Annotated in this window: 10 protein-coding genes; 6 read left to right on the forward strand and 4 right to left on the reverse strand. The window is 65.0% G+C overall.

All coding sequences use genetic code 11. The features are described 5' to 3' along the window. The coding region (locus tag V7P99_RS11820) for a hypothetical protein (protein WP_333795025.1) at positions 1-1603 on the forward strand (1603 nt) is incomplete at its 5' end. Between the two features lie 7 nt (positions 1604-1610). Here V7P99_RS11820 and ubiE read toward each other — a convergent pair. Genes ubiE through ggt form a run of 3 tightly spaced genes read right to left on the reverse strand, consistent with a single transcriptional unit; the run spans position 1611 to position 5310 of the window. Further along, a complete protein-coding gene (ubiE, locus tag V7P99_RS11825) occupies positions 1611-2399 on the reverse strand; it encodes a bifunctional demethylmenaquinone methyltransferase/2-methoxy-6-polyprenyl-1,4-benzoquinol methylase UbiE (protein WP_333795026.1) in 789 nt (262 codons plus the stop codon). Positions 2400-2438: 39 nt separating this feature from the next. Then, positions 2439-3494, reverse strand: coding sequence for an FAD-dependent oxidoreductase (locus V7P99_RS11830; RefSeq protein ID WP_333795027.1), 1056 nt, complete (start codon positions 3492-3494; stop codon positions 2439-2441). Beyond that, positions 3484-5310 carry a gamma-glutamyltransferase gene (gene ggt, locus V7P99_RS11835; protein ID WP_333795028.1) on the reverse strand — a complete coding sequence of 609 codons (1827 nt, stop codon included), beginning with the start codon at positions 5308-5310 and terminating at the stop codon, positions 3484-3486. Before ggt ends, V7P99_RS11830 begins: the two co-directional genes overlap by 11 nt. Positions 5311-5745: 435 nt before the next feature. On the opposite strand from ggt, the gene V7P99_RS11840 reads away from it, so the two are divergent. Then, entirely contained in the window at positions 5746-6642 is an 897-nt protein-coding gene (locus tag V7P99_RS11840; RefSeq protein ID WP_333795029.1) for a L,D-transpeptidase, read from the forward strand. Positions 6643-6843: 201 nt separating this feature from the next. On the opposite strand, the gene V7P99_RS11845 is transcribed toward V7P99_RS11840, so the two are convergent. Then, positions 6844-7890, reverse strand: coding sequence for a zinc ABC transporter substrate-binding protein (locus tag V7P99_RS11845; RefSeq protein WP_333795030.1), 1047 nt, complete (start codon positions 7888-7890; stop codon positions 6844-6846). A gap of 568 nt (positions 7891-8458) precedes the next feature. Between V7P99_RS11845 and V7P99_RS11850 the strand changes: the two genes are divergently transcribed. The 4 genes from V7P99_RS11850 to trpS all read left to right on the forward strand — a co-directional run bounded on the left by V7P99_RS11850 (position 8459) and on the right by trpS (position 13154). Continuing rightward, complete coding sequence (locus V7P99_RS11850; RefSeq protein WP_333795031.1) at positions 8459-9118, forward strand: DUF1007 family protein; 660 nt, start codon at positions 8459-8461, stop codon at positions 9116-9118. After that, positions 9115-10296 carry a nickel/cobalt transporter gene (locus tag V7P99_RS11855; protein WP_333795032.1) on the forward strand — a complete coding sequence of 394 codons (1182 nt, stop codon included), beginning with the start codon at positions 9115-9117 and terminating at the stop codon, positions 10294-10296. The genes V7P99_RS11850 and V7P99_RS11855 overlap by 4 nt, the downstream gene beginning before the upstream one ends. Positions 10297-10459: 163 nt before the next feature. Next, the gene (gene murJ / locus V7P99_RS11860) at positions 10460-12043 is read left to right on the forward strand and encodes a murein biosynthesis integral membrane protein MurJ (RefSeq protein ID WP_333795033.1); all 1584 of its coding nucleotides are present in this window, start codon (positions 10460-10462) and stop codon (positions 12041-12043) included. Positions 12044-12116: 73 nt separating this feature from the next. Further along, positions 12117-13154, forward strand: coding sequence for a tryptophan--tRNA ligase (trpS, locus tag V7P99_RS11865; protein WP_333795034.1), 1038 nt, complete (start codon positions 12117-12119; stop codon positions 13152-13154). Positions 13155-13187: the final 33 nt, after the last annotated feature.

Here is a 13187-nt window from a genome sequence, read left to right on the forward strand (position 1 = left end):
AGAGACAGAGACAGAGACAGAGACAGAGACAGAGACAGAGACAGAGACAGAGACAACCGATGTGGAGCCTCCATCCGACGAGGAGTTGCTGCACGGTAAGGCAGCCGAGACGTTAACGGCACAGGCTCTCGCGGTGGAGTGCGATGAGTCTCCCGACGCTTCCGATCCAAGCGCGGGTGAAGCCGTGACCGACGAGGATTCGCTTCCGGTTGTCGAGGACCTGGCGGAAGCAGAAGCCGACGAACTCGTGTCCGCTGTCGAATCTCAATTCGATCCGGACCTGCCGCACGAGGAGACAACCGAGACGCCGGCGGAGCTGGGTTCCGAGGGCGAAACGGGAGACACTTCCGAGAGCCGTGAGCGGAGCTACACCGAGATCGCTGTCGCGGCGGCCGCCGCCGCGCTCGCTGCCAAGGCAAAGGCGGATGCCGACGAGGAAGGCGCTGCACGGGACGTAGAAACCGAAGGTGCGTTGGCTTCGCCTCACGATGGGGCGCCGGAGCCAGTTTCAGGGATCGAGCAGGATGAAGCGGCGAGCGCCTCGGGGCTGAGCTACGCCGCAATCGCCGTGGCCGCCGCAGCGGCAGCGCTGGCTGCCAAGTCGAAGGTCCATGCAGACGCGGCGGAGAATGAAGCGGTCGCGGCCGAGGAGGCGGACACAGAACTTGAACTTCAGTCCGATACCGAATCCGAACGGGCTCCCGACCTCGAATGGATGACGGAGGAAGATGCTCCGCCCGAATTCGAGCCCGATCCCGAGCCGAGGTCTCACCCGGACGATGGAGAGGAGGACGCTGGTCGAAACGAGGCTGATGCGGCGCCCGCGCCGTCCGGCGTCAATTCGGCTGTTGAAGCGCAGACGCTCGCCCCTGCTCCACTCGATGGGGACCGCCTGCAGCAGATCATCGGCATCGACAGAGACGCGGAGCAGTTTCTGCGTGACCACGGCGTCACCCGGATCGAGGAGATCGCCGACTGGTCGGACGACGACGTCGAGTTGCTCGAGCTGCTCATGGAGGCGCCCGGCCGCATTACGAAGGAGAGCTGGGTGGAGCAGGCGCGCCTTCTCGCGGGCCGCGCCGCGCCGGCTGTCGAGCCCGAGCGGGTTACGGAGCTATCTCCGTCCGAAGACGAGGCCGAAGCCCAAACGGATGCTGAACTCGAGCCTCATTCCGGGCCCGCGCCCGAAGGCGCCGAACGGACCTCTCCGCTGCCGCCGCGGCCCGCCGACGAGGCGTCTTCTCCGGAGCCTGATGAAAACGAGGACGCCCCCGGCGCGCCGGAGAGCGCCTATGCTGGGCTGGGCCCGGTCCGCTCAGAGGCACTGCGCGGCAGCGTTCCATTCCACGTCTCGTCTGGGGCGATCCATGATCTGAAACGCATCCGTGGCATCGGCGTGCTCATCGAGAACCGGCTCAACGCTCTCGGCATCACCTCTTACGAGCAGGTTGCCAACTGGACCGAAGCGGACATCGAGCGCATCAGCCGGATGCTGGATTTCAGAGGCCGCATCGAGCGCGAGAACTGGATCGAGCAGGCTCGCATTCTGGCGTCGGGCGGCCATACGGAATTCTCGCGCCGCGTCGATCGCGGAGAGGTGTAGAGCCGCTTTACAGCTTCCAGCCGGAATGGATGGCGGCGATGCCGCCGCTGAGATTGCGCACGGAGACGCGCTCGAAGCCAGCGTCGCGGATGAGCGCCGCAAACGCCTGCTGGTTCGGAAAGCGGCGGATGCTCTCGACGAGGTAACGGTAGGGATCTGCCGAACCGGCCGCTAGCGCGCCAAGGCGCGGGATCACCTCGAAGGAATGGAAATCGTAGAGACGGTCGAGCAGCGGCACCTGGCATTCCGAAAATTCGAGGCATAGGAAGCGGCCGCCAATCTTCAGCACGCGGTGCGCCTCGCGGAGGGCGGCATCGATGTGCGTGACGTTGCGGATGCCGAAGGCGATCGTGTAGGCGTCGAAGGTGCGGTCTGGGAAGGGCAGTGCCTCGGCGTTGCCTTGCGCGAGCGTGATGCGCGTATCGAGCCCCTTGGAGGCAACCTTTGCACGCCCCTCGGCCAGCATCTCCGGGCTGATATCGGCGAGGACAGCCGTGGCGTTCGGGCCCGAGCGCTCGGCGTAGCGGATGGCGATATCGCCGGTGCCGCCGGCCACGTCGAGAAGCCGGAAGGGCCGGTCGTCGCGGGCGCGCGGGGCGCCGATCATCGTGACGAATTCCGACTTCCATAGGCGGTGCAGGCCGGCGGACATCAGGTCGTTCATCAGGTCGTAGCGCGACGCGACGGACGAGAACACGGCATTGACGAGGCCCTGGCGCTCGCCCTCGGCTACGGTGCGGAAGCCGAAGGTCGCGGTGCTGTGTGGCTCATGCCCGGGTGCTGTATCTTGCGTCATGCGAACCTTGCCGAAGGAGTAAAGTTGGGATGGGTGAGCTTAGACGGATCGGGGCCGATGCGCCACGCGCTCGGAAAAGATGAGTAATTCGTGGGGGGTTTGGCTGGCGAGATAGCCGGCTACCGCCTCGGCCAGAACGGGGGCAAGCAAGAAGCCATGGCGGAACGCGCCGTTGACCAGAATTAGGCGGCCGCCGTCGCGAACCTCGGCGTGGGGCAGGTTGTCGGGAAAGGCCGGGCGGATGCCGGCACCCGTCTCGAGGATCTCGGCTTCGCCGAAGGCCGGATGCAGCGTATAGGCGGCGCCGAGAAGCTCGAGGGCGGAGCGGACGGTGATGGCGCCGGTATCCTCGCTCTCGATGACGGTGGCTCCGACGAGGTAGCGGTTCTCGCTCCATGGCACCACGTAGAGGGGGTGGCGCGGATGCAGGAGGCGGACCGGCCTCGACAGGGTGATCTCACGGCTCCGAACCACAAGGCGTTCCCCGCGCACGCCGCGTAAATTCGGAAGCTCGCGTGCGGCGGCGATACCGCGGCAGTCGATAACGACATCGGACGCGGACGGAGAGGTCCACGCGGCGCCAAGCTCGACGGTGGCGCCGGAGGTGCGCACGGCATCGAGCAGGAAGACCAGCGCGTCCGGTGTCGTCATGTGGGCTTCGTCGGGAAAGTAGAACGCGCGTGCGAACCGGCCGGCAAGGTCGGGCTCGAGCCGGGCGATGCCGTCGCGGTCGAGCGTCTCGGGCGGGTGCGTGGCGCGTGTGAACCGTGTGGCTTCTGATGCGTCGCGCGGCGCCGCGACCACAAGGCTGCCGGCGTTGACAAGGCGCGGATAGATGGCGCGCCAGAGTGCCAGCCCGCGTTCGCCGAGGCTGCGGACCTCGGGGGCGGCTTCGCTCTCGCAGCCGGGCGCCAGCATCGCACCGGCATAGTGGCTGGCGTTGGACGAAAAGGGGTCTGGGCTCCGCTCGACGAGGCGCACGCAGTGACCGGCGCGAGCCAGGGTGAGCGCCTGCCAAAGGCCGAGGATGCCGGCGCCGACGACCGTGATCGCAAGCGGAGTCTCAAGGGGGGAAAGCTTGGTCTCAGTCTCCAAGGGCCACTCCTTCGCGCCTGGGATCGGCGCCGCCCTCGATTGCGCCGTTCCGTCTGGCGACGATGTGAAGCCCCGAGGTCATGACGTCCGGCGCGATCTCGTGGCCGTAGCCTTTCAGCAGGAGGGCGCGCCAGACTGTGGACCAGCCGAATTCGAGTTCGAGTGCTTTTCCCGTGCTGCCGAAGTTCGGTAAGTCGATCGCGGTCTGCGCGTCGAGCCGCCAGTCGATAAGCCCGATCAGCGCCTTGGTGACGAAGAGGATGATGCGGCTGCCGCCGGGCGAGCCGAGGGATGCGAAAACCTCGTCCTTGCCATCGAAAACGATCGTTGGCGCCATGGAACTGCGCGGGCGCTTGCCACCTTCGACACGGTTCGCGATGGGACGCCCTTCTCCATCCGTGGGACGGAAAGAGAAGTCGGTGAGCTCGTTGTTGAGCAAGAAGCCTGCGGCGTAGAGGCCGGAGCCGAACGGGCCCTCGATGGTGGTGGTCAAGGCTACGGCATTTCCGTCCGCGTCGATGACCGACAGGTGGCTGGTGCCGGCGCGTTCGATTGTGGCGTCGAAGCCGAAAGACGCGTGGTTTCCGGGATTACCGGGCTCGGCGTGCGCCATCGCTCGAGCGGGATCGATCAGGCCGGCGCGGGATGCGAGATAGCCGTCGTTGAGCAGGCCGCCGGGTATCGAAACGAAAGCAGGGTCGGCGACGTAACGATTGCGGTCGGCGAAGGCGAGCCGCTGCGCTTCGGTGATGAGGTGAATCGCCGGGATGCCCATAGCATCGTCCGGGCTTCGGCCGAGATCGAAATGTTCGATCATTCCGAGGGTCTGCGCGACTGTCATGCCGCCGGAGGACGGCGGACCCATGCCGCAAACCCGGTGCTTGCGGTAGGGGATGCAAAGCGGCGGACGTTCGGTGACGGCATAGGATGCGAGATCGGCGAGGGTGAGATCGCCGGCAGCGTTCGGTGCGGTCTTGACTACGTCTACGATCGCCTCGGCAATGGGGCCGGTGTAGAACGCATCGGCACCGCCGGCTGCGAGCGCTTCGAGCGTCGCAGCGTATTCGAGGTTCTTGAGACGGTGGCCGATGGGCAGCGGGCTGCCGCTGTCGTCGAGGAAGTAGCGGCGCGCTGCGGGGGCGAGGCTCGCCGAGCCGAACCATCGCAGGCTGAGGTGGAGACGTGGCGAGATTTCGAAGCCGTCGCGCGCGAGCTTGAGAGCCGGCTCGAACAGCGTCGCCCACGGCAGCTTTCCGTGACGCTTATGGATGTGCTCGAGAAGGCGCGGCAGACCGGGTGTGCCGACGCTCAGTCCGGACTTGACGGCCGAGCTGAAGTCCATCGGTTTCCCGTCCTTCAGGAAGCGGTCCGGGCGTGCGGAGGCCGGTGCCGTCTCGCGCCCGTCGTAGGTGCGGAGCTCACGAGCCTGGTGGTCCCAGTGGAGGAGAAAGGCGCCGCCGCCCAGGCCGGAGGATTGCGGTTCGACCAGCCCGAGGACGAGTTGAGCGGCGATGGTCGCGTCCACAGCTGAGCCGCCGGCGCGCAGCATCTCACGCCCGGCTTCCGCTGCCAAAGGGTGGGCCGCGGAGATCATGTATTTCTTGGATGTGACTAGGCTCTTTTCGACGTGCCCGCTGGCGGCCTCAGGCTCGAGCTGGGGACGTGGGAGCGCGTCCTGGCCGAGGACGTCTCCATGCGGCGCACAGACCAGGAGTAAGGCGACGCAGGCCAGCCGGCGTAGTGCTAATGGAAACGAGCCGGTTGGAGGGCTCCCGCTGGCACGTTCCGTCGTCGTCATGCGGTTCTCTGATCTCATTGCGGTTCGCCCTTCCTTCTACAGGCGGAGGAGCGGCCTTGAAACTGATTGCATCAAGCCGTGGTCGGGAGGAGCGAGGACGCGATCCCTGGCGCGGCCGGGATCCTGCAGGCGGGCCCTGTCACGAAGTGTGCCGAAAGCGTGGTAAGTTCCCTATGTGTTCGTTGTAATTTTGCCGCAAAACGTTCAGAGTCGATCTGGCAAGCTAAGATGATTACAGAGAAATTCCCTATTGTGGCTGGCCTGCATCAGTCGGGCGGCAAGTTGCACGCAGCATGGAACATTTCACTAGTGTGACTGCGTTGCTCTGCCGTCAATTTGCAGACTCGTTTATACGAGGTGTTCATACGAAGTGCGCAGACTGGTGCCGTTGGCGGTGGGACGGCGGCAAGCCAGTTTCGTCTTGCGCAGCTTGAGATAGCAGGAGTTCTGTGGATGTCGGTTTGGAAGGCAAAGGTCGGCGGAATTTTTACGGCGGCGGCTGCGGCGGTCGCGATCGCCGGCTTTCCGGGCGCAGCAGGTGCGCAGGATCTCATCGAGTTCCTGTGGGGCGGCGAGCCGGAATACGGCGGCGGCAAGCGCCAGGCCGTGAGCTTCAATCCGCAGTACAAGGCTGGCCAGATCATCGTGAGCTTCGGCGATCGGCGGCTGTACCACATTACCAAGGCCGGCCAGGCGATGAGCTATCCGATCGCCGTGCCGCGGCAGCAGAGCCGCTGGCAGGGCGCGACGGTGGTCTCGCAGAAGCGCGAAAATCCTGATTGGCGTCCGACCCCCGAAATGCTGAGGGAAAATCCGCGGCTTCCGAGCTGGGTTCCTGGCGGCCATCCGATGAACCCGCTCGGCGTACGGGCGCTCTATCTCGGATCAAGCCTCTATCGCATTCATGGCACAGACGCGCCGTGGACGATCGGGCAGGACGTTTCGAAGGGCTGCATCCGCATGTTCAATGAGGACGTGCTGCATCTCTATCCGCGTATCCCCGTCGGAACCAAGGTTACGGTGACCTGGGAGCGCTTCAAGACTGGCGCTGCCATCGCCGATGCCGGCGATGCCGAGCCGCGGCCGGCGGCAGCGATGCAGCAGCGCAAAGGAAAGACGCGCTCGGTCGCTTCGGCGCCGAAGACCGGCTTCTTCATCCTGCCGGACGATGATGCCAATCCAGTTGCACCGGAAGACGATATGGTCGTGCATTCGATCAACCCGGAGACGGGTGCCGACGAAATCGACGAGACGGCGCAGGTCGCCCCGTCGTCGCGCGATCGCGTAGTTACGCGCTACGGGCGGCGCGTCGGTGGCGGTGCCGTGTCGCGGGCGGCTTCGGTCGAGTAACGGCTTTCCGCTGGTAGCGGAAAATTTGGCGGGCGGCTCGGTACGGGCCGCCCGTTTTTCTTTCTGCGACGGTAGGGCTGGCGACGGCAGTTCGTGTGACTTTAGAGCCGCTCCGGTTTAGGTGGAAACGGGGAACAGCTCTAAGTTTTTGTTTCTTCGTGCTTCTTGTGGGAAAACCGGTTGCCACTTTTCCCGAGCACTCTAGCCGTTCTGAGCGAGGCAGGCCGTCATGCCGGCAGCAAGATTGCGCAGCAGCGCCGCGTAGGCATCCGGACCGGGCTCTATGAGCGTGCCTTCGGGATCGAGCGTGCCGGCGCGGGCGGTGGTGCCCTCGGTTACAGCGTCGATGAGCTTGGGCTGAAATTGCGGCTCCCCGAACACGCATGATGCCTTGAGCGAAGCGAGCTTGCGGCGGATCTCGGTCAGGCGCATGGCGGAAGGCTGGGCCTCGGGGCTGACGGTGATCGAACCGACCGCGGCAAGCCCGAACCGGCGCTCGAAGTACTGGAACGCATCATGGAAGACGACGAAGGGCTTGTCTTTTATTGGAGTCAGGTCCTGCGCGATCTCAGCTTCGAGGCGAACCAGGGCATCGTCGGCACGGGCGGCGTTGGCTCTGAACGTTTCGGCCTTTTCGGGTGCCGCTTCGGACAGAACACGCGCGATCTCTGCAACCATCTTGCGGGCGTTCTCCGGATCCAGCCAGACGTGCCCGTCGCGTGATGCGGACGAGCCGGGCGCGTGGTGATCATGATCATGATCATGATCGTGGTTGTGACCGTGATCGTCCTCGTGGCTTTCGTGATCATGGTCGTGGGAGGCAGTGTCCCCGTGTGCATGCTCGTGGCGCTCGAAACTTCCATTCGTGCGCATGTCGAGAAGCTCGATGCCGGGAGCCTCTGCGAGCGTGACGACGCGCACTGAAGAGGGCAGAGCCGCAACGAGCTTGCGCGTGAACGGCTCGACCGCCTCCGAGACCCGGAAGACGACATCGGCATGGTTCAGCGTGCGCGCCTCGGATGGACGCAAAGCATAGGTGTGGGGAGACGCAGAGCCCTGCACGAGAAGAGTTGGCGTGCCGACGCCCTCCATGACCTGGGCGACCAAAGCGTGGATCGGCTTGATCGTGACCGCGACCTCGATGTCGGCGTTCGCGGGCGGCGCGGCGGCGAGGCACAGGACGGCAGAGATGCCGAGCGCACTTGCTGGCGCGATAAAGGTTCTCCAGATCACGCGGATACGTGACATTGCATTGGATTGTTCGGCCATCCGTCCTCTCGGTAAAACCGCTTTTCCCTTCGCCTGAAGCGCTCGGGCGCACGGGCGGGCTCGCGTGCCGCCGGCTGCGGAAGGCATCGTATCATTCAAGGGGTCGCTCCTGGCTCGCTGCCGACGGATGATATAATATCCAATTTGGCGCAATCGAGGCGATGACGCCTTGGTTCCGCTCTAATTTTTCTGTCGTGTGGACCTCGATCCGCTCCAGTTACGTGGAATCGGGGAGCGGCTCTAGAGGCTTGTGTTCGATCGTGCGCCCAATCGGACATCGAATTCGGCACGGTGTTGCCGTACTGATTCCTCATTTTCCGAATGCCAGAGCGCGGCGAGCCTTGCTTCGTTAAGGCTTCTGCTCTGAGAAGCTGGGTGGCGTCATCGCCTCCATGCTCGTCGCAGGGACGATGATCCAGCTCTGGAAGGGCGCGCGCCGGACTCTCGCTTGCCGCTTGGGCTGCGTGCAGGACTGGCGCTTTCCGGAGATGTGCTAAGATCCTTTGCGAATGCGAGAACGAGCGTGGGGAAAGCATTGATTGCGAGGATGCAGGCATTATGCGGGCTGCTGGCGGCGATTGGGGCCGTGCTCGCGCTTGGGAGCGGGCAGGCGGCGGCCCATCCGCACGTCTGGGTGACCGTTGAGACCACCGTGCTTTACACGGGTGGGTCCATCACCGGACTTCAGCACAAGTGGACATTCGATGACATGTACACGGCGATGGCGATCCAGGGGCTCGATGCCAATGGTGACGGCGATTATTCGCGCGAAGAGCTCGCCGAGCTTGCGGAGGTCAATATCGACGGCCTCAAGGAGTTCGATTATTTCACGCTGGCTAAGCTCGGCAAGACGGCGATCAAGGCGAAACCGCCGGTCGATTATTATCTCGAATTCAAAGACGGGCTTCTCTCCCTCCACTTCACGCTGCCGTTCGAGCAGCCCGTGCTTGCCGATGCGCCGGACTTCAACTTCGCCGTGTTCGACGAGACGTTCTTCATTGCCTTCGATTTCGAGAAGGAGAACCCGGTCAAGCTCGCGGGCGCGCCGGAGGGCTGCTCCGCGCACATTGGAATTCCCGAGAACGAGCTGGCTGAGCTGCAGGCATTGAACGAGTCGTTCGGCGGGCAGCTCACTGCCGGAGACGCCAACGTAGGGATGGGGCTCGGCTACGCCCGGACGGTGAACCTCGGTTGCAAAAAATCATGACGCGTACGCTTGCGGCGCTCTGCGCCATGGTCCTCTGTCTCGCCATGTCTTCCGGTGCGCTTGCCGAGAGCACGCCCAAGGCCTCGCCATTCAGCGTTCCGATGACGCCCGGCCAGACGGCGGCGGCGCAATTGGGGAAAACGGCGGAGCGAAGCGTTCTGGGGGATGTCTGGTCGTATGTGCTGGCGCAGCAACAGCGGATCAACCGCGAGCTTGCTGGCGCTGTCCGCCAGATGAAGACCGGCAGCGTGCTCGACGCCACGCTCCTGCTCGCGTTCCTCAGCTTCACCTACGGGGTGCTGCATGCGGCCGGGCCAGGGCACGGCAAGGCGGTGATCTCCTCCTATGTGCTGGCCAACGAGCGTACGGTCCGGCGCGGCATCATGCTCTCGTTCCTGTCGGCGTTCATACAGGCGCTGTCCGCGATCGCCATCGTCGGCGTGCTCGCCGTGGCGCTCAATGCGACGAGCCTTCAGATCTCGGCGACCGAGCGGTGGATCGAGACAATCAGCTGGGCGTTCGTGGCGCTGGTCGGCGTGTGGCTACTCTACGGACAGGTGAGCGGGCTGATCAAGCGGCGGCGTGCAGCGGCTCCGGTGGTACACCGCAGTGGCAATGCCGGCGAGGCTATCGAAGCATATGCGGCAGCCCACGCGCACAGTCATGCCGCCCATGGCCATGATCATGGCTGCGGGTGCGACCATACCCATGAGCATGACCACGAGCATCATGTCCACGCGCACGAGAAAGCCCACGACCACCATCACGCCCACACTCACGCGGACGGAGCCTGCTGCGGGCATGCGCACATGCCTGACCCGAAGCAGCTCGAAGGGCCCCTGTCGTGGAGCAAGGCGCTCGCCATTGCGTTTTCGGTCGGCATTCGGCCCTGCACTGGCGCCATCCTGGTCCTCATTTTCGCGTTGAGCCAGGGGCTGCTTATGGCCGGAGTGTTCGCGACGTTTGCCATGGCGCTGGGCACGGCGATTACGGTTTCGGCGCTGGCCTCGCTCGCGGTCGGGTCACGCGAACTCGCGAAACGGATGGCCGGCGGTGAGAGCAGGCTCGCAGGGGCCGTCGCGACCGGCGCGGGGCTGGTCGGCTCGACGCTCGTGCTCCTGATGGGGGCGACCTTCTTCGTCGCCTCGTTGAGTGCTGGCGGATCAAGCCCTCTCTAGGTGCTCCCGGGAGAGACTGGTTTGCACCGTCGATGCGAGCTTGCGTTCTTTCGCTCGCGTCGGTCGAGATCCGCATCCGCTCGAGATGTGAAACCAGTTTCCCCTTTTGGGGAAGCAATCTAAGGAGGGTGGAAGTTCGCTTCCATCTCATCCCAGGGCCGCCATGAAACTCTATCGCGCCTTTGCCACCGTCGGCGGCCTGACGCTCGTTTCGCGCGTGCTCGGCTTTTTGCGCGATATCGCGTTTGCGTGGGCGTTCGGCTCGGGCATGGTCGCCGATGCGTTCAACGTCGCCTTCCGCTTTCCGAACCTCTTCCGGCGACTTTTCGGCGAGGGCGCCTTCAACTCGGCGTTCATTCCGCTGTTTGCCAAGGAGCTGGAAGGCGGCGGACGAGCGGAGGCGCGGGCCTTCGCAGAAGAGGCGATGAGCGGGCTCGCCGCGGTGATCGTCGCGCTCACGATCGTCGCGATCGTCGCCATGCCGTGGCTGATGTATCTGCTTGCGCCGGGCTTCAACGCGACGCCCGAGAAGTTCGATCTCGCCGTGCTGCTGACGCGGATTACGTTTCCCTATCTCCTCTGCATGTCGCTCGTGGCGCTGTTCTCGGGCGTGCTCAATACCTTCGGCAAGTTCGTCGAGAGCTCGGCGGTGTCGATCGTGCTCAACGTAACGCTCTTGGCGGCGATCTTCATCGGCTTTGGTATCGGGTTCCGCAACGAGCCGGGCGGGGGCGTCATCCAGGCCATCGGCGTCTTCGTTGCCGGCGTGTTGCAGCTCTGGCTGCTGATCAGCGGGCTCAGGCGGAACAACTTCACGCTGAAGCTGCGCCGGCCGCGCATGACGGAGCGCATGCGCCGGCTGATCACGCTCGGCATTCCGGGAGTAATCGCTGGAGGCGTGACGCAGCTCAACATCATGATCGGCACCGTCATCGCCTCGCAGGAGCCGGGCGCCGTGTCGCAGCTCTACTATGCCGATCGGCTCTATGAGCTGCCGCTCGCCATCGTCGGCATCGCGATCGGCGTCGTGCTCCTGCCTGACGTGTCGCGCCAGCTCAGGGCCGGCAACCACGCCGGGGTGCTCGACAGCCAGAACCGTTCGCTCGAGTTCGCCATGCTGCTCACCGTGCCGGCGGCGGTGGCGCTGGCCGTGGTTCCGAATCCCATCGTGCAGGTGCTGTTCGAGCGCGGGGCGTTCGCGGCATCGGATACGGCGAGCACGGCGGCGGTGCTCTCGGTGTTCGCACTCGGGCTGCCGGCGTTCGTTATGATCAAGGTGTTCTCGCCCGCCTATTTCGCGCGCGAGGACACGAAGACGCCCATGCGCTACGCGGTCGTCAGCCTCATCGCCAACACGATCGGCTCTGTGGTGCTGTTCTTCTTGTTCCGGCGCCTCGGATACCTGCCGCACCTCGGCATCGCGGTGGCGACGGCGCTCGGTGGATGGCTTAACGCCGGTCTGCTTTGGGTGACGCTCGTCCGGCGCGGATATTTCGCGATCGATGGCCGGATGGTGCGCGCCTTCATTGCCATTTTGCTCTCTTCCCTGATCATGGGCGTTGCGCTGTTCGCGGCGGCGCGCGGGCTTGCGCCCTATTTCGCGGCGGATCGCGGCTTCCCCGTGCATGCGCTGGCGCTGGTGGTTTTGGTGGGCGGGGGCCTCGCCATTTACGCCACGGCGGCGCTGGCCACGGGCGCCATCCGGCCGCGGCAGCTCCGGAGTCTCGCCAAGCGCGGGGGAGGCTGAGGCCGCCACGCGCCCTTGCACATCCCCGGCCGGCGCGCCATAACGCGGCGGACCGCGTCGGGAACGAGGGATTATGGAACTCAAGGAACGTGTTTTCTCGGGCATGCAGCCCACGGGCAGCCTGCACCTCGGCAACTATCTTGGCGCCATGGTGCAATGGATCGAGATGCAAAAGGCGCACGAGTGCATCTATTGCGTCGTCGATCTGCATGCGATCACGGTCTGGCAGGATCCGGCCGAGCTGAGGCACGCCATCCGCCAGGTGACGGCGGCCTATATCGCCTCCGGGCTCGATCCCAAGAAGAGCATCCTGTTCAATCAGAGCCAGGTGGCGGCGCACGCGGAGCTGGCCTGGGTGTTCAACTGCGTGGCGCGGCTCGGCTGGCTCAACCGCATGACGCAGTTCAAGGAGAAGGCCGGCAAGGACCGCGAGGCGGCGTCGGTTGGGCTCTATGCCTATCCGAACCTGATGGCGGCTGACATTCTGGCCTACCGGGCGACGCATGTACCGGTGGGAGAGGACCAGAAGCAGCATCTCGAGCTCGCGCGTGACATCGCGCAGAAGTTCAACAACGACTTCCGTACGGAGATCGAGGCCAAGGGCTACGCGGACGGGGTGTTCTTCCCGCAGCCGGAGCCGGTGATCACGGGGCCCGCGACGCGCGTCATGAGCCTGCGCGATGGCACCAAGAAGATGTCGAAGTCGGACCCGTCCGATCTCTCGCGCATCGCGCTCACCGATGACGCAGACACCATCGCGCGGAAGATCCAGAAGGCGAAGACGGATCCGGAGCCGCTGCCGTCCGAGACGGATGGACTCGCCGGCCGTCCGGAGGCGGACAATCTCGTCGGCATCTATGCGGCGCTCACGGGGAAGACAAAGACGGACGTGCTGGCCGATTTCGGCGGGCAGCAGTTCTCGGCCTTCAAGAAGGCGTTGGCCGAGGCGGCCGTCGGGCAGCTGGCGCCACTTGGCGACGAGATCCGCCGCATGATGGGCGATCCGGCGGAGATCGACCGCGTCCTGGCGGACGGCTCGGCACGGGCGCGGGCTATCGCGGCGCCGATCATGGACGAGGTCAAGGATATCGTCGGCTTGATCCGGTCGTGAGGCCTGCGGCGCTGCGATGCAGGCCTGGGAGAG

Origin of the sequence: Hyphomicrobium sp. (genome assembly GCF_036780825.1) — a bacterium.
GTDB lineage: Bacteria > Pseudomonadota > Alphaproteobacteria > Rhizobiales > Hyphomicrobiaceae > Hyphomicrobium_C.